This is a genomic window from Pseudomonas sp. BF-B-30 (assembly GCF_019956305.1).
GTDB lineage: Bacteria > Pseudomonadota > Gammaproteobacteria > Pseudomonadales > Pseudomonadaceae > Aquipseudomonas > Aquipseudomonas jessenii.
Genome location: NZ_JAHBDG010000052.1, coordinates 1 through 17,766, shown reverse-complemented (window position 1 = coordinate 17,766; position 17,766 = coordinate 1). Strand labels below are relative to the sequence as shown.

The 17,766-nt window shown below is 59.6% G+C and carries 9 protein-coding genes and 1 rRNA gene; 3 read left to right on the top strand and 7 right to left on the bottom strand.

The features are described from left to right. The first annotated feature begins 187 nt into the window (after positions 1–187). Positions 188–303: ribosomal RNA gene (rrf, locus tag KGB29_RS22960) — 5S ribosomal RNA — on the top strand. 105 nt (positions 304–408) lie between these two features. Here rrf and KGB29_RS22955 read toward each other — a convergent pair. From KGB29_RS22955 to KGB29_RS22935, 5 genes are all read right to left on the bottom strand, one after another. Next, positions 409–876 carry an SRPBCC family protein gene (locus tag KGB29_RS22955; RefSeq protein ID WP_102672825.1) on the bottom strand — a complete coding sequence of 156 codons (468 nt, stop codon included), beginning with the start codon at positions 874–876 and terminating at the stop codon, positions 409–411. Positions 877–898: 22 nt separating this feature from the next. Continuing rightward, a complete protein-coding gene (locus KGB29_RS22950) occupies positions 899–4,309 on the bottom strand; it encodes a non-ribosomal peptide synthetase (RefSeq protein WP_154910997.1) in 3,411 nt (1,136 codons plus the stop codon). A gap of 13 nt (positions 4,310–4,322) precedes the next feature. Further along, positions 4,323–5,252, bottom strand: a complete 930-nt coding sequence (locus tag KGB29_RS22945; RefSeq protein WP_154910996.1) for a diiron oxygenase — start codon at positions 5,250–5,252, stop codon at positions 4,323–4,325. Beyond that, complete coding sequence (locus KGB29_RS22940) at positions 5,249–6,025, bottom strand: DUF3050 domain-containing protein (RefSeq protein WP_150815189.1); 777 nt, start codon at positions 6,023–6,025, stop codon at positions 5,249–5,251. Before KGB29_RS22940 ends, KGB29_RS22945 begins: the two co-directional genes overlap by 4 nt. 725 nt (positions 6,026–6,750) lie before the next feature. After that, positions 6,751–7,461, bottom strand: a complete 711-nt coding sequence (locus tag KGB29_RS22935; RefSeq protein ID WP_154910995.1) for a GntR family transcriptional regulator — start codon at positions 7,459–7,461, stop codon at positions 6,751–6,753. Between the two features lie 196 nt (positions 7,462–7,657). Between KGB29_RS22935 and lapG the strand changes: the two genes are divergently transcribed. Next, positions 7,658–8,350, top strand: coding sequence for a cysteine protease LapG (gene lapG / locus KGB29_RS22930; protein ID WP_057712560.1), 693 nt, complete (start codon positions 7,658–7,660; stop codon positions 8,348–8,350). Between the two features lie 14 nt (positions 8,351–8,364). Continuing rightward, positions 8,365–10,311: a cyclic di-GMP receptor LapD gene (lapD, locus tag KGB29_RS22925; RefSeq protein WP_154862439.1), complete on the top strand. Its 1,947-nt coding sequence runs from the start codon at positions 8,365–8,367 to the stop codon at positions 10,309–10,311. An 82-nt stretch (positions 10,312–10,393) separates the two neighbouring features. Here lapD and KGB29_RS22920 read toward each other — a convergent pair whose 3' ends face one another. Beyond that, positions 10,394–10,732, bottom strand: a complete 339-nt coding sequence (locus KGB29_RS22920; protein ID WP_150815185.1) for a tryptophan synthase subunit beta — start codon at positions 10,730–10,732, stop codon at positions 10,394–10,396. A 145-nt stretch (positions 10,733–10,877) separates the two neighbouring features. Next, the coding region (locus KGB29_RS22915; RefSeq protein WP_154910994.1) for a tandem-95 repeat protein at positions 10,878–17,766 on the bottom strand (6,889 nt) is incomplete at its 5' end.

Below are 17,766 nucleotides of genomic sequence, written 5' to 3'. Positions count from 1 at the left end.
TCCCGAACTCAGCAGTGAAACGATGCATCGCCGATGGTAGTGTGGGGTTTCCCCATGTGAGAGTAGGTCATCGTCAAGATTAAATTCCGAAACCCCTATCTGCGTATGCAGGTAGGGGTTTTGTTTTAGTAGAAGTCACCAGTTTTCACTGGCACGTTAAAGTTCTAACGGGCTGGTTACAGAATTTCTTGACGACCATAGAGCGTTGGAACCACCTGATCCCATCCCGAACTCAGAAGTGAAACGATGCATCGCCGATGGTAGTGTGGGGTTTCCCCATGTGAGAGTAGGTCATCGTCAAGATTGAATTCCGAAACCCCTGTCTGCTAACGCAGACAGGGGTTTTGTCGTTTCAGGGGTACTGAAAAGCCCGTTGTGGAGCCTCTCCACAACGGGCTTTTTCACGTCTTACGCAAACAGCTTCAGCACATTGTTCATCGCATCATCGGCAAAACCCTGTACGAAGTCCTTGAAGCCCGGCAGTGCCTCGGCGGCGCCCTGCGCCGGTTCGGCGATGATGGTCCAGGTGGCTCTGGACTTGCCCGCATCCAGTGGTTCAACGCTCATCGCGGCCCACAGATTGGCCACACCCAGGGTGTTGTAGATAGTGGTCCAGGTCATGTGCCGTGCCTGGTCGTCCCGGGAGTTGAGCTGCTCGACCACCAGGTTGCCGTCCTTGAAAAACTTTTTGCGCAACGATGACACGCCTTCGCCGGTCATCTCTATATGCGACAGTGCCGGGATGAAGCGATCGAAGCCGGCAAAGTTACCGACTACGGCCCATACCCGAGTGGCATCGGCGGGCACGTCCACCGAGGACACCACGTGGCAGCCTTGAGGGTTTTTGATCAGGGTGTCGGGTTGCAGAATACTCATGGTTTTGCTCCGTTTGGTTGCGTCAGATGAAATTGATTTCTTTGAGGTAATCGCAGCCGCGACGCAGCAGCGCCGGGGACTTTTGCGGGTAGTGCGCGCCCATTAGCCGAACACCGGCCTGGGCGTTGTCGTGGCCGATCATCGAGATATCGCCGATGTCCTCCTCGAAACCGTTGAGGTAGAACCCCAGCACGCCGAACAACGCGTTGTCGCTGTCGACCCGACCCAGTTGCTGCTGCCAGTCGGCGACGCTGACCATCGTGAATTCGCGGCCTGCCTCGCGGAAGGACGCCACGTAGTTGTCCCAGCTCAAGGGCTCGGGGTTGTGCAGGTTGAATACCGCTTGTTCCGGTTGATAACGACTGGCGTGGAAGGCGATGAATCGGGCGAGAAAGTCCACTGGCATCAAGTCGAAATTCAAGGCGAACTCCGGTACTTGGCCAAGCTGGATCGAGCCCTTGAGCATCAGCATCAGGCGATTCTTGTGCGGCTGACACACGCCCGTGAGGCTGTTGAAGCTAATGTTGCCGGGACGGTAGAGATTGACCCGCACACCAAGCTCCCGTGCCCGTTCGAGGATTCGCTCGCCGACCCATTTGGACAGGTTGTAGCCGTTCTTGATGTAGATCGGTGGTGTGAGTGCGGCCGGCAACTCGAGCACTCGGCCATCGTCGGATATCGTGCTGGAGGCCGAGAGCGTCGAGACGAAGTTGAAGACTTTTTTGCTGCGTCCTTCGCACAGGCGCAAACATTCGAAAATCGGCTCGACGTTGTCCCGGGCGAGCGACTCGTAATCGAGGACGTGATTGACGTTGGCCGCGTTGTGCACCAGAGCGCCAAACTCCTGATCCAGCCGCTGGTAAACCTCGGGCGCCAAACCGAGTTCCGGCCGTGTGACGTCTGCCGTGTAAACCCGCACCCGGCTCATATCCAGATGCTCCAGACGGTTCTCCCGTAACGCCTGGGCAAAGCGCTCGTTCGCCGATTGCCCGTTGCCGTCGCGAACCAGGCAGGCGACTTCACTGGCGCCCCAGGCCAGCAATGCCTCGACGATGTGTACACCGACAAAACTGTTGGCACCGGTGACGATCACCTTGTGCACATCGCCCATGCGGCTGACGGGCATTGGCTGAATATCCAGTTCGCGGAAGGCATCGCGCATGGCCTGTTCGCTCAGCACTTCTTCGCTGCCGAAGCCGCGTACCAGTGTCGCCAGTTTCTCGAGGGTGGGCATTTCGATGAATCGGTTGATCGAGATGCTGCGCCCGAACTCCTCGCGCAGTCGCAGGAGCATGCGCGACAGCAGGATCGAGTGCCCGCCCAGATTGAAGAAGCTTTCGTCGGTGGAAATGTCGCTCGCCGGCAGCTCCAGCAACTGCGCCCAGATTTCCAGCAGCAGGGCCTCATCGGCGTTGACGGGCAGGCGCCGTGAAGGGTTCTCGGTGACGCTCACCGGCAGATCCAGCAACGCCTTGCGGTCGACCTTGCCATTGCTGGCGTAAGGCATGCTTGCCAGCTCGGTCCATGCAACAGGGTGCATGTAGTCCGGCAGGTGCTGTGTCGCGTGGGCCCTCAACGCCTGGCGAGCGCTGCCGGGAAGGTTCTCTCGGGGCTGGGCAAGGAAAGCCAGAATCCGCCGCTGGCTATCGATGACCACGGCAACCTGGCGGTACAACTGGCTGTCGCGCAGGCAGCGCTCAATCTCTTCCGGCTCGACCCGGAAGCCGCGAATCTTCACCTGATTATCACGCCGACCGCACAGCTCGATCCCTTCAGCCGTCCACTTCGCCATGTCCCCGGTGCGATAGACGCGCAGGGGCCGGCCATCAGGCAAGTTCAGGTCCAGATAACGCTCAGCGGTTTGCTGCGGGTTGTTCAGGTATCCCAGGCACACGCCCGGGCCGGCGATGTACAACTCGCCGACGGTCTGTTCGGCCACCGGTTGAAAATCGTCATCGAGAATCAACACCTGGCTATTGGCGATTGGAGCGCCCAGCGACCGGTTGTGGTCGCCTGGCTGGAGTTTGCGCGCGGTAATCAGCACCGTGGCCTCGGTGGGCCCGTAGAGGTTGTAGAGCTTGCCCTGACGGCTCAGTTGCTCGATGACCCACGGTTCGCAGACATCGCCGCCGGTCATCACATGGTCCAGGCGCTGCAATTGCTCCAGCGGCAGGATGCTCAACAAGGCCGGCGGCAAAAAGGCGTGGCTCAGTTGCCGATGACGGATCAGTTCCACCAGTTGCAGGGGATCGCGGCGTTGGTCCTCGTCGGGCACGATCAGCTCGGCGCCTTGCAACAGGGTGGGGAAGATGTCGATCAGCGATGAGTCGAAACTCAACGAAGAAAACTGCAGCACCCGGCTCTGGCTGGTCAGCTGAACATAGTCGGCGTACCAGTGGGTGAAGTGCGCGAGGTTGGCCTGGCTGAGCAGCACGCCCTTCGGATGGCCGGTGGTGCCCGAGGTGTAGAGGGCCATGCATGGCGTATCGAGGTCGGGGCGTTGGCGCATCAACGGTTGAGAGAGATCTGCTGCATGGGCGTCGATGCTGCTGATGTTCAGCCCTGGCATCTCGTTCGCCAGGGGGTGCTCGCCGTCATGCAGCAACAACACCGCCCCGGCATTCGACAGGATGTACTGCTGACGTTGCAACGGATGGCTCGGCTCCAGCGGCAAGTACACCGCGCCGCTGCCCAGGATCGCCAGGATTCCCGCATACAGCGCGCTGCATTTGGGCAGGCAGATCCCGATGACTATCGGGCCTTGATGCTGCTCCAGCAGCGGTCGCAGGCGTTGCTGGATGGCGCGGCTGTGGGCGTGCAACTGGCGATAGTCGAGGGTGGTGCCATCGATGCTCAAGGCCGGACGGTCAGCATTCTGGATGCACTGTTGCTCCAGCCTTTCGATCATCGGCGTTTGCGCAAGTTGCTGCAGTCGTGGGTCGGCGGTGGTATTGAGGCGATGCACGAACGCGAGGCTATCAAGGAACCGCAAACTCTCGATGCGCTCGAAGCGAACAGGTTCGGCGGGTTCGGCGAGCCGAAAATAGTCGGCATCGCGCGAGTAGCGACTGACCAGCAGCGCCACGTGGTCAACCAGTGCTGTCATGGCCTGCCTACTCAACGCCTGGCCGTTACCCGACGGTTCATCGGCGATGGGTACACGGGTCAGCAGCGTTGAACCATTGCAGCACAACAGGTCCAGCGAAGGCAGGCCGGACGCCTGCGGCAGGCCAAGGCCCAATTGCAATGTCAGTCGTTGCGCCTGACTGGTGAACGGAGGTGACGTGCCATCGACGATCAGTAGATCCGCAGGCCCCGACATTTCGTCGAGTGCGAACATCCGCGTCAGTGAGTGACCGTGTTGTTCGAGTTCCAATGCCAGCTCGGTCAGTGCCTGGCTTTGTCCAATGAGCAAGATGTCGAGACGTCTCATGATGGGCTCCTCGTCAAACCAGGTAGTCGCTGAGGGCGGTTTGTACGCACGGCGAATCGAGCAACGAACTGCTGTGGAAAAACCGCACAATGTTGGCCACCAGCGGGTGATGGCGACTTATCGGGAAGGCCAGTGCCGATACTTCGTTCCTGAGGGCGTGGCGCGCCGAGTCGTTGATCTGCAGTGCGTCGATCAGGCAGAAGTCGAAGGATTTCTGGATGTCGTTGGTCAGGTAATGAGCAATGAACACCGGCAAGATCTGGGCGATGCACTGGCGGTCGTCTGCACTTGCGGCATGCCAGTAGATGCGTACCAGCCGCGCCCAAAAACCGGAGTGACGCCCCTCGTCCAGCAAGTGATCGGCCATCAGGCCCTTGATCGATTGCTTGACCGTGTCGTCCTTGGCAAATGCGGCGACATCACCGGTCACCGTGTTTTCGGCGATGGCCACGCAGATCAGTTCTACAGCGCTACGCAGGTGCTCCGGTGCGAGCGCCACGGCCGCCGGTATTGCTCGGCTCAGTTCGATTTCATCCGGCAATTCAATGGGGGTGATGCCGGTCAACGCGATGGTCTGTTGCATGAAATCCATCGCCACCAGTGCGTGATAATCCTCGTCCACCACGACAGTCATGGCGTCGTAGCGGCAGGCGAACGGGAACTCGACCGCGAAGCGATTCTTGGCGATGCTGCGGGCGGTTTTGTCGACGATCTCGGTTTCGAAGATCACCACATCGTTGATGAACTTGTAGAGGGTCTGCACCAGGGCGAAGTCGCGCTGTTCCGGGCATTGGCGCACAAAGGTTTCGCTCAGCACCAGCGGTTGGCGGCTCAACGGGTAGATCAGTTTGTCGTCGTTTTCCAGCACACGGCGCGGGCGGGTGCGGATGGTCGCGCGGCTCTCCCAGGCATCAGCGAAGGATTGGTAGTCTGCGGCGTTCATGCGCTCACCTCCGTGACGGATGCGTTCATGCTCAGGCGCAACCCGTCCCACAGGGCGATACGACTTTCCACGGCTGCGATGGCGCTGGCGTATACATCTTCCTGCCGTTGCGGGTCGCTATCGACCAGTCGCGACAGGAGCTTTTCCGCTGCCGGGCCGTGGTCCTCGGAATCGACCTCAATGTGCCGTTCGAGGTAGTACCGGAAAGTCGGTGCCTGTTCGATACCGATGCCCCAATCGTCGAGGATGCGCTGGAACATCTGCGGGATAACGCTCTCGCGACCGTGCAGAAACGCCGCCGCCACACTGTGACCCGGTGCATGCAGTGCGGTGTGTAGCGTATGGCGAACGAAATCCGCGGCCGCCGGATCGACCTTGATGCTCTGCAATGCCACGTCGTAGCTCACACCCTCTTGCTGCAGGGCCACGAAGCGTTCGATGGCAACGGTACAGGCGCCGACCTCGCGCATTGCATCCAGGTACAACTCGAAGTGGCTGTAATGACCCCGGGCCGGACGATCATCCGACTCCTCACCCAGTACGATCTCGTTGATCAACCGCGCGGCCTGGGGATCCTGCGGTGGCAGCCAGGGCAGTCGCACGCAGGTCAATTCCTGTTGCAGACGCTTGGTCAGCGACATGAAGTCCCATACGGCAAACACGTGGGTTTCCATGAAGCGTCGCAGGACCGGCAGCGAATGTATTTCAGAGAAGATCGGGTGCTCGCTAAGTTCTGATTTTTTTTGAAGCAGACGTTCTTTAGTTGGTTTCATGGATGAGCCTGTAAATGATCCGGGGTGAGAAGTAATCAAGCACTGAAGTTCGCTGGAAGTTTTCTCCTGGCGAACGGGTACCTCAAACGTATTGATCTTTTTCAGTGCTATTGATGCCGAGTAGCTGAGGCGTTACTGCCGTTTGTGGCTGGCGGAGAAGAAAAACTAATACACATATAAAGTCTTGATCAAGTTGTTTTGTTGTTATTTCAATATTCAACTTTTTCGAAGATGAAAAGTTCCAATAAAACTTCTTATATTGGTTTTATTTTGGCGTAGTTACTCCTTCCGGCTTATGTAAGTCAGAATTAAATAAAGAGTGAATGCCTCACTCGAAGTAACTTTTTACGGGCGTCGTTGTGGGTGTCTGAGGGGGTGGAAGTGGGTCGCGAGTGATACCGATCCTTCCGTTCCCGTGATGAGGCTCCTTCCTTCGCTTCTGGGGGCAGAGACTGCTCCATTCGCACGGAGCGTCACCCGTTTTTTGTCCTGGTTATCCAGAGTGGGCGTAAATCGAGGTGGCCGCCATTACTGAGGCATCACGCAAACGTTGCAATGGTCGGGTTTTAAGGCGGCGGGGCGTTGGGGCGCGGTATGGCGCCGCAAGGGTGGTGTGGTATGGGGGCGGGGGATTTGTAATCAAATCATTCGCGGAGCATTTGGGGGGGAATGCGCGGCAAGCGAGGAAAACCCTTCGGTACATTCCCCGGGCTTGCCGCCGCGGGCTACTTCGACCTGTTCCTGGCTTGGACTTCAGGGCTGTTGAGGTAGCGCGTAATGACCTCGACCGCTCGGTTCAGGTGATGCTCGAGCAGCTGCACGGAGTGTTCGACGTCCCGGGCTTCGGCTGCCTGCAACAGTGCCTTGTGGTCATCCTGGGAGAGTTTGCCCAGGCCCATGGCTTCCAGGTTGAAACGCAGGAACCGTTCTTCTTCGTTCAGGCCGTCTTCGACCAGTTTCAACAGCCGGCGATTCGGCGCCCGGGTGTAAAGCGTCATGTGGAACAGGCGATTGAGCCGACCGATTTCGGTGTAGTCGCTTTCCGTTTCCAGTGCATCGATGTAGCGGGCAGCCTGTTCGAGATCTTCGTCCTGGAGCAGTGGTACCGAGAGACGCAGGGCTTCGGATTCCAGCAGGATGCGCAGCGCATAGGTTTCCACGGCATCGCCCTGTACCAGCGGCGCGACCACGGCGCCCTTATGGGCAACCACATTGAGCAACGATTGTGCTTCGAGTTGGCGCAAGGCTTCGCGTACAGGCATGCGGCTGACGCCGAACAGGTCGGCGAGGTCTTGCTGTCGCAAGGCCGCACCGCAAGGAATGCGCCCGTCGAGTATGGCCGCGCGCAGGGTTTCTTCGATCACCGAGCGTGCCATGTGTGCAGGAATCGGCCCGTTGACCTTGATACTGCTGAGAGGGTTGGGCTTTTGTGTCACTAAACGCACCCTGATTGATGGAATATTTTTGGATCCAAATGACACTAGTGACTGGCTGACTGCTTGTCAAACAAGCTCTGGAGTGCCTTTCTTCCAGTTTAGCGCGCCGCCAGTGATCTCACAGTGCCATTGTCTTTTCCCGGGCTAACCTTCACCATTCGAACGACTCCCTCCTGCCTATCCAGGATGCCTCGCATTGGTGGCAAGTTTAACGATCCCCCGGGTTTTACGCTGGCTGTGCAGCGCATTGCTGCTGACTGGCGTGATGCTGGGCAGCTTGAGCGCCGATTGGGATTTTTCCCTGATCAGCCGGCGAGCGCAGGCATTGTACGGACCTTTGGGAGAAGGTCAGCAGCGCATTAATGATTGGCAATACTTGTTGACCAGCCAGAAGCAGATCGGCGAGCTGGAACAACTCAATGTGGTCAATCGCTTCTTCAACAAACAGCTGCGATACGTCGAAGACATGGATCTGTGGCATGAAGTCGACTACTGGGAAACCCCGATCGAAGCCCTCTGGAAAGGCGCCGGCGACTGTGAAGACTACGCTATTGCCAAGTACTTCAGCCTGCGACACCTCGGTGTAGCCAGTGAAAAGCTGCGTATCACCTATGTCAAGGCACTGACCCAGAACCGTGCGCACATGGTGCTGACCTACTACTCGAGTCCGGAGGCCGAGCCCCTGGTGCTCGACAGCCTGATTGATGCAATCAAGCCGGCCAGCCAGCGAAAGGATTTGCTGCCGGTCTACTCTTTCAATGCGGAAGGGATGTGGTTGCCGGGTGCCAAGGGCAATAAAAAGGTCGGCGATACCAAACGCCTTTCGCGTTGGCAGGATGTGTTGAAAAAAATGCAGGCCGAAGGATTCCCGGTCGAGACGACTAACTAGGAGCACGTGCTCAGATGTCTTTGTTCAAACAGCTGTTGATTGCTATCTGTCTGTTCCTGGTGGTCGCCTTCACCGGTAGTTTCATGGTCAGCCTGGAGAGCTCGCGTACTCAGTACGTCAACCAGTTGCGCTCCCATGCCCAGGACGCCGCGACGGCGCTGGCGCTGTCCCTGACACCGAACATCGACGACCCGGCGATGGTCGAGTTGCTGGTCAGCTCGATTTTCGACAGCGGTTACTACGCGAGCATCCGCGTGGTCGATGTGAAAACCAATCAGCCCCTGGTCGAGCGCACGGGCATTCCGGCGATCAACAATGTTCCGGACTGGTTCGTCAAACTGATCGGCCTGGAGCCCGCCGGTGGTGATGCGATCGTCAGCCGTGGCTGGGAGCAGGCTGCCCGGGTCGAGGTGGTCAGCCACCCAATGTTCGCGCTGGCCAAGTTATGGCAAAGCGCTTTGGGCAGCCTGGGCTGGTTGCTGCTATGTGGCGCGGTCAGTGCGGTACTTGGCGCATTGTTGCTGCGTCAGCAATTGAAACCGCTGGATTACATGGTCAAGCAATCCCACGCCATCGCCCGGCGGGAATTCCTCAGTCTGCCAGAACTGCCGCGCACCCCCGAACTTCGCCGGGTAGTGCAGGCCATGAACCAGATGGTCGAGAAGCTCAAGGCACTCTTCCAGGAGCAGGCCGAACGCAGTGAAAAACTTCGGGTCGAGTCCTATCAGGACTCGTTGACCGGGTTGGCCAACCGGCGTTATTTCGAGATGCAATTGAATGCGCGGGTAAGCAACCCGGAGCAGGCCAGTTCCGGTTACCTGCTGTTGTTGCGGGTCAAGGATCTGGCCGGTCTCAACCAGCGCCTTGGTGGTCAGCGCACCGATGAAGTGCTCAAGGCCGTCGGCGAGCAATTGTCCCGCGAGTGCGCCAAATACCCGGAAACCCAAAACCTGGTCACCCGTATCCGTGGTGGCGAATTTGCCGTACTGGCACCGGGACTGGTGCGCACAGAAGCGCTGCAATTGGCACAGAACCTCGACAGCGCCTTGGCCAGTCTTCACGCTACCGGCGCCACCGATGTGGCTGCCGTAGCCTCTATCGGCCTGGCGCCTTTTGCTCACGGCGACTCGCCGCAAGCCGTGCTTAGCCTCGGCGATCAGGCACTGGCCCAGGCCGAAGGCCAGGGCGAGCAAAACTGGGCCTGTATCGAACACAGCCTTGCGGCCAGTGTCGGCGACGATCACCACGCCTGGCACCTCATGCTCGACCAGGCGCTGACACAGCAACGTTTCGAGCTGTATTTCCAACCGGTAGTGGCCGCCCAGGACACGCAACTGGTGTTGCACTACAAAGTGTTGTCGCGGCTGCTCGACGAACACGGCCAGACCATCCCCGCCGGGCGTTTTCTGCCTTGGCTGGAGCGCTTCGGCTGGACTGCACGTCTGGATCGGCTGATGCTCGAGCGGGTATTGGAGCAAATGAGCGGGCATGAGGAATCGCTGGCGCTGAACCTGTCGTCGGCTACCCTGGCCGATCCGCAGGCGCAAAACAAAATCCTCGAGATACTGCGCTCGCATTCCAACCTCGGCCCGCGTCTGACCCTGGAAATTGGCGAAGAGCAACTGCCTGATCAGGCAGTGCTGGAGCAACTGACCCGGCGTCTGCGCGAACTGGGGTTCTCCCTGAGCCTGCAACGTTTCGGTGGCCGCTTCAGCATGATCGGCAACCTGGCCCGGCTGGGTCTGGCGTACCTGAAAATCGATGGCAGCTACATTCGGTCGATTGATCTGGAGAGTGACAAACGCCTGTTCATCGAGGCGATCCAGCGAGCGGCGCACAGCATTGACTTGCCCCTGATTGCCGAGCGGGTCGAGACAGAAGGGGAATTGTCGGTGATTCGCGAGATGGGGCTATATGGTGTGCAGGGCCAGCTGTTCGGCGAGCCCAAGCCCTGGAAGTAACTCTTGGCGTCGGGTTGTCAGTGACGCCTTCATCGCGGGCAAGCCCGCGACGACGGCTGGAACAGTCACTGAAGATCGATGATCAGATCAACCCGCTTTCATTCTCATCGATCAACTGACTCAACCCACCCAACGCCTCACGCGCCTGGGTCCGGTCCATCAGTTTGGCCTGGGCCGCCGGTGGCAGGTCGGTGACACGGATCACGCCTTTTTGGGTCAGCACCTGAATCAGGTCATCGAGTACCCGAATCATTTCAAAGTCGCTCTGCTTGAGCTGTTTGAGGCTGTTTTCCACAGCCGCGTTGGCAAACCAGGCCAGGATTTCATGATTGTCGGCCGCCAGCGTTTCCGTGGCCTCGGCGTAGGCGGCGGGTTCCACGCGTACCAACAGGCCCTGCGCATCGCGTTGCACGTAAAACATTGAGCATCCCTCAGAATTGAACCAGCGTCGTGCTGTCAGCAGCATAGGTCAACTGCGCGCCAGTATGTGGCGCGGCGACGAAATCGTCACCGGGCAGTGGACGCAAACATGACGGCCGCCCCCTAAGGACGGCCGTTTTCGTGCATCAGCTGTTGTTGTGATCGATCTTGATGGTCGGGTCGCTACCGGCAATCAGGTTGTGCAGGTTGGCGCTCGACCAGTTGTTGCCTTCCAGTTTGATCGTCACGTCCGGTGTGGCGGCGGCCGCATTGCCCGAGTTGAACTGGCCGGTTGTGCTGACTTGCAGCGACGACACGCCATCGACCGTGGAGATCTTCAGGAAGTTGTCGATGGTGCTGCCGGTTTCACCCTGCAACAGATCGCGCAGGTCGATCCGGTCACCTTCGCTGGCCTTGAAGTCCTTGATCACGTCGTTGCCGGTGTCGCCCGCTTTCCAGACGAAGGTGTCACCACCGGAACCACCGATCAGGATGTCGTTGCCCTGTCCGCCCATCAGCGTGTCGTTGCCGGTACCTCCGAGCAGGATGTCATTGCCCTTGCCTCCGTCGAGGGTGTCGCTACCGCCCGAACCGAACAGGATGTCATTGCCCGCCCCGCCCAGCAGGGTGTCGTTGCCGTCATGGGCACCGGACACATCGAACGCGTTGTAATGCTCGGTGATGTACTGGTGCACATTGCTGGTGGTGACGTTGCTGACGTCCACACCGGATTGCTGCGCCACGAAGGCTTGCATTGCCTGGTAACCCTCGCCGGCAATGCCGTTGAAGCTCACCAGATCGCCGAACAGAAGGTCGTTGCCGTCGCCACCGCTGACGGTGTCGTGACCCGGCATCGTCGCTTCGGTGTGGCCGATGATCGAGTTGGCCAGGTCCTTCGGATCAATGTTGGTTTGTGGCGATTGATTCGAGTCGTACGGCTTCAGGTCGTTGAGGCTCACTCCGCTGTTGAGGCCAATGGCCTCGACATTCGACAGGTTGCTCAGCAACGTAAAGCTGCCGGTTGAGTTGCTGGTGGTGTCCCAGTCGGTGCTACTGCCGTCGCCGTCACGACTCGAAAATTCGTAGGTTCCGTCACCCTGGGCACGCAGATACCCGAAGTCCTTGTATGACCAGCTACCTCCGTTGCCATTGCCATTGCCATTGCCGTTGTTGCCGTTGCTGCTCTTGGTCCAGACGGTCACATAGCCCGAGGCGGTAATGTCGATCTGGTGCGTGCTGTCGGGGAACAGGCTGATCGCTGTGCCCGGCTGATAGTTGCTGGTGGTGATCAGGCTATCGAGTGTTGTGCTGCCATACAGGGTCGGGTTGGTCGACTCGCCGCTTTGGTAGTAAGTTGGCTTGCCGTCAGTAATGAAATACGTGAGGTTCTTCGCCCCCGTGTTGGCCACGACGTCCGCACTCTGGAACCAGTTGGCCGTGGTTTTGAACACGTCCTCGTAGTTGGTGCCGCCGCCGGATGACATCGAGTCCAGAGTCGCCTTCAACTGAGTCAGCGCATTCGGGTCTTTGAGGTTCACCGATACCGACTTGTTGACCTGGGTGTCGAAGTCCACCAGGAAGATGTTCACTGTACCCGAGTTGCTGCCCAGGCTTTGCTTGAGGGTGTTGAACACCGACGTCAGCGAGTTCTTGGCCGAGTTGATCGACGAGGAACTCATACTGCCGGAGCTGTCGACCATGAAGGCGATATTGTAGTTCTGACCCGGTACGACCGTCAGCCCACCGATATCCGCTACCACGATGTCATTGGCATCGGTGCCGGTGACATTGTCATTATCTGCGGTGGCAGTGATCGGGTTATAGACCGCTGGATTGATCGTGATCGGAATTTGCGTCGTATTGCTGGCCGAATCACCCTGGCTCTCGGTCGAGACTGCCGTCACGGTCAGCGTGTTGGTGCCGGTGGCGTACGGTGCCGGGGTGTAGCTCAACTTGCTTACATCCCACCCGCTGAGGTTGACGACGCCGTTACCGGTTGTGCCGGTAAAGGTGTGCGTGCCATCGGTCAGGGTCGCACCTGCCGGGATGCCGCCGATCGAGGTAATGGTCTGGGTTTCAGAGCCATCAGTGTCCACTGACGTTACCTTCAAGCCCAACGCGATGCTGCTGTTCTCGGCCACCTGAGACGTGGTGGCGGTCACGATCGGTGTATCCGCGACCGCGGTCACACTGATGTCCAGCGTGGTGCTTGAACCGGTATTGGTGGTGTAGGTCACAGTCGGAACCTTGCCACTCCAATTGTCGGCAGGGGTAAAGCTGTAGTCACCGTTGGCACCGAGAGTCAGCCTGCCCACGTTTGCGATGGTGGCAGTGCCCCCCGCGGTGTACTCGATGCCACCAATAGTGAACTTGGTCACGCTGAGAACGTTGTCCACATCGCGGTCATTGGTCAGAACGTTACCGGCGGCGATCTTGTCCTCAAGGGTGGTTTCGAGGTCAGCAGCCAGCACACTCGGGTCATCGACTGGCGTGACGCTGATGTTCAGGGTCGAGGTGACGTTGGGTCCCAAGCCGTCGGTTACGGTGTAGGTGACGGTTGGCACCGCGCCGTTGTAGTTGGCGGCCGGGGTGAAGGTGTAAGCCCCGTTTGCTGCGATTACCAGGCTGCCGACGTTGGCGATGGTCGCGCTCTGGCCGGCGATGAAAGTGCCAGTAACACCGTCGATGGTGAAGTTGACCACGCTGACCGGGCCGTCGACGCTGCTCGTGCCGGTGAGGACGCTGCCGGTGAGGGCAGTGTCTTCCAGGGTCGAGACGGTTTCGTTGGCGTCGGCGAAGTTGTCGTTGACCGGCGTGACGCTGATATTCAGGGTCGAGGTGTCGTTCGGTCCCGAACCGTCGGTGACGGTGTAGGTGACGGTCGGCACCGTGCCGTTGTAGTTGGCTGCCGGGGTGAAGGTGTAGGCACCGTTGGCGCCGATCACCAGGGTGCCGACGTTGGCGATGGTCGCGGTCTGGCCGGCGATGAAAGTGCCAGTAACACCGTCGATGGTGAAGTTGACCACGCTGACCGGCCCGTCGACGCTGCTCGTGCCGCTGAGGACGCTGCCGGTGAGGGCCGTGTCTTCCAGGGTGGAGACCGTTTCGCTGGCGTCGGTGAAGCTGTCGTCGACCGGCGTGACGCTGATGTTCAGGGTCGAGGTGTCGTTCGGTCCCGAACCGTCGGTGACGGTGTAGGTGACGGTTGGCACCGCGCCGTTGTAGTTGGCGGCCGGGGTGAAGGTGTAGGCGCCGTTGGCGCCGATCACCAGGGTGCCGACGTTGGCGATGGTCGCCGTGGTGCCAGCGGCGTAGGTGGTTTCACCGATGGTGAAGTTAACCACGCTGACTGGCCCGTCGACGCTGCTCGTGCCGGTGAGGACACTGCCGGTGAGGGCAGTATCTTCCAAGGTCGATACCGTTTCGTTGACGTCGGTGAAGCTGTCATCGACCGGCGTGACGCTGATGTTCAGGGTCGAGGTGTCGTTCGGTCCCGAACCGTCGGTGACGGTGTAGGTGACAGTCGGCACCGTGCCGTTGTAGTTGGCGGCCGGGGTGAAGGTGTAAGCCCCGTTCGCCGCGATCACCAGGGTGCCGACATTGGCGATGGTCGCCGTGCTGCCGGCGGTGTAAGTGGTTGCACCGATGGTGAAGTTGACCACGCTGACCGGGCCGTCAACGCTACTCGTGTCAGTGAGCACACTGCCGGTCAAGGCGGTGTCTTCCAGGGTCGAGACTGTTTCGCTGGCGTCGGTGAAGTTGTCGTTGACCGGCGTAACGCTGATGTTCAGGGTCGAAGTGTCGTCTGTGCCGGAACCGTCGGTGACGGTGTAGGTGACGGTTGGCACCGTGCCGTTGTAGTTGGCGGCCGGGGTAAAGGTGTAGGCGCCGTTGGCGCCGATGACCAGGGTGCCGACGTTGGCGATGGTCGCCGTGCTGCCGGCGGCGTAGGTGGTTTCACCGATGGTGAAGTTAACCACGCTGACCGGGCCGTCAACGCTGCTCGTGCCGGTGAGGACACTGCCGGTCAAGGCGGTATCTTCCAGGGTCGAGACGGTTTCGTTGGCGTCGGTAACGTTGTCGTTGACCGGCGTGACGCTGATGTTCAGCGTACTGCTTGAGCCAGTATTGGTGGTGTACGTCACCTGTGGAACGTTGCCATTCCAGTCGGCAGCCGGCTTGAAGGTGTAGTCGCCGTTGCTGGCGATGATTAGCGTACCGACACCAGTGATGGTTGCGGTCTGGCCCGCCGTGAAACTGCCGTTGACCCCGTTCACGCTGAAGCTTGCGACGCTCAGGACATTATCGACATCGTGGTCGTTGGTCAGCACGTTGCCGATCGCGTTGTGATCTTCTTCGACGGTGATCTTGTCCGTCTGCAGCACGCTTGCGTCATCGACGGCAGCAACGTGCACCACCAGTGGCAGCGAGGTGCTCGCACTTGGGGCGTCGCCGTCTTTGGCGGTGGCCGTAACGGTCAGGGGAATGTCGCCATTGAAGTTCGTCGGCGGTGTCAGCTTGAGCGTGGACAGGTTCCAACCCGTAATGTCCACCGACGTCGAGCCGTCGGCAGCATTGAAGGTATGGTTGCCATCGGTGAGTATGGAGCCCGCCGGCAAGCCACTCAGTGTGAGAGTGAGCGTTTCCGAACCGTCGGCGTCATTGGTGTGGGCCTGGATGGTGGACAACAGGATCGCGTTGTCTTCAAGGCCAGAGTTGAGCACCTGAGTGACATTGATGTTGTCCAGCACGCCGCCCAGGCTGTTGCTGTCCCCGGCGCGGAATTCGAGATTCTGGTTGCCATCGGCAATGACCGGAACGTCGAAGCTGTAGTGCTGCATGCCCGTGGTCGAGGTGTTCAGGGTGCCAATGAGCTTGCCGCCCCAGTACACGTTGATAAGCGAATTATCTACGCCGGCACGCGGTGCATAGTCGAACGACACGTTATAGGTGGTGCCGGACTTCGCATCGATAGTGGTGTAGAGGTTGCTCGCATCACCGGCATTGCGCTCAAGTTCGATGACCTGGCTATTGCCGCCGGCACCGTAAACGCTGGCCTTGCCGATTTCGACCATACCTCCTTGGTTGTCCGTGTGCCAGACGCCGTTGCCAAGCTTGCTGACATCGACGTTGGTATTCGAACCGTTCACCGCGACTTCCTGGAAGTCGGTTGAGGCAACCATACCGCCACCGGTCAGTGACAGGCTCGGGGTATCGGTCACTGGCGCGACGACGATGGTGCCGGTCGCCGAAGTAGCAGAAGGCATGCCCCCGTTGTCGGTCGCACTGTAGGTGAAGCTGGTGGTGCCACTCCAGTCGCCGGTGGGTTTGAAGTAAACCGTTGCGCCATTAGCGGTTGCGGCGATCACGCTGCTGGTGGTCAACGCAATGGTCCCGGCCGCGTCTGCGTAAAAACTGCCATTGGCCGGCAGGCTGGTCAGGGTGAAGTGGTTGACGCTGCCGTCAATGTCATTTCCGCCGAGCTGCACGGCGATCACATGATCTTCATCACCGCTGGCCGAGGTGGAATTAACGGTCGGAGCGTCGTTGACCGAGTTGACCGTAATATCCAGCGTGCTGGTGGAATTGGTATTGGTTGTGTAGCTGATCTGTGGAACGGTGCCGTTCCAGTTTGCGGCAGGGGTGAAACTGTAATCGCCGTTGGTGGCGATAGTCACAGTACCTACGCCGCTGATAGTCGCGACTTGACCCGCAGTAAAGGAGCCAGGGACGCCTTGTATGGCGAATGTCGCGACACTCAGGGCGTTATCGACATCGATGTCATTGCCAAGCACATTGCCGATTGCAACGTGGTCTTCATCGACGGTCTTGGTATCTGCGATCAGAACGCTCGGGTCATCGACCGGGGTGACGCTGATGGTCAGGGTCGAGGTGACATTGCTGCCGGAGCCGTCGGTGACGGTGTAGCTCACGGTTGGCACGCTGCCGTTGTAGTTGGCGGCCGGGGTGAAGGTGTAAGCCCCGTTCGCAGCGATCACCAGGGTGCCGACGTTGGTGATGGTCGCGGTCTGGCCGGCGGTGAAAGTGCCAGCAACACCGTCGACGGTGAAGTTAACCACGCTGACCGGACCGTCAACGCTCGAGGTGCCGGTCAACACACTGCCGGTGACGGCGGTGTCTTCGTTGGTAGTCACGGTTTCACTGAGGTCGCTGAAGCTGTCATCGACCGGGGTGACGCTGATGGTCAGGGTCGAGGTGACATTGCTGCCGGAGCCGTCGGTGACGGTGTAGCTCACGGTTGGCACGCTACCGTTGTAGTTGGCGGCCGGGGTGAAGGTATAGGCGCCGTTGGCACCGATGACCAGGGTGCCGACGTTGGCGATGGTCGCCGTGCTGCCGGCGGCGTAGGTGGTTTCACCGATGGTGAAGTTCACCACGCTGACTGGCCCGTCGACGCTCGAGGTGCCAGTGAGGACGCTGCCGGTGACGGCGGTGTCTTCGGCGGTGGTTACGCTTTCGCTGAGGTCGCTGAAGCTGTCATCGACCGGGGTGACGCTGATGGTCAGGGTCGAGGTGACGTTGCTGCCGGAACCGTCGGTGACGGTGTAGCTGACGGTTGGCATGCTGCCGTTGTAATTTTCGGCCGGCGTAAAGGTATAGGCGCCGTTGGCGCCGATCACCAGGGTGCCGACATTGGCAATGGTCGCGGTCTGGCCGGCGGTGAAAGTGCCAGCAACACCGTCGATGGTGAAATTAACCACGCTGACCGGACCGTCGACGCTCGAAGTACCGGTGAGGACGCTGCCGGTGACGGCGGTGTCTTCGGCGGTGCTCACGCTTTCGCTGAGGTCGGTGAAACTGTCATCGACCGGCGTGACGCTGATGTTCAGGGTCGAAGTGACGTTGCTGCCCGAGCCGTCGGTGACGGTGTAGCTCACCGTCGGCACGCTGCCGTTGTAATTTTCGGCAGGCGTGAAGGTATAAGCGCCGTTGGCGCCGATCACCAGGCTGCCGACGTTGGCGATGGTTGCGGTGCTGCCAGCGGCGTAGGTGGTTTCACCGATGGTGAAATTC

Excerpts from the sequence above, each read along its gene's own strand:
- KGB29_RS22955 (WP_102672825.1), bottom strand. The coding sequence starts at position 876 with ATGAGTATTCTGCAACCCGACACCCTGATCAAAAACCCTCAAGGCTGC.
- KGB29_RS22950 (WP_154910997.1), bottom strand. The coding sequence starts at position 4,309 with ATGAGACGTCTCGACATCTTGCTCATTGGACAAAGCCAGGCACTGACC.
- KGB29_RS22945 (WP_154910996.1), bottom strand. The coding sequence starts at position 5,252 with ATGAACGCCGCAGACTACCAATCCTTCGCTGATGCCTGGGAGAGCCGC.
- KGB29_RS22940 (WP_150815189.1), bottom strand. The coding sequence starts at position 6,025 with ATGAAACCAACTAAAGAACGTCTGCTTCAAAAAAAATCAGAACTTAGC.
- lapD (WP_154862439.1), top strand. The coding sequence starts at position 8,365 with ATGTCTTTGTTCAAACAGCTGTTGATTGCTATCTGTCTGTTCCTGGTG.
- KGB29_RS22920 (WP_150815185.1), bottom strand. The coding sequence starts at position 10,732 with ATGTTTTACGTGCAACGCGATGCGCAGGGCCTGTTGGTACGCGTGGAA.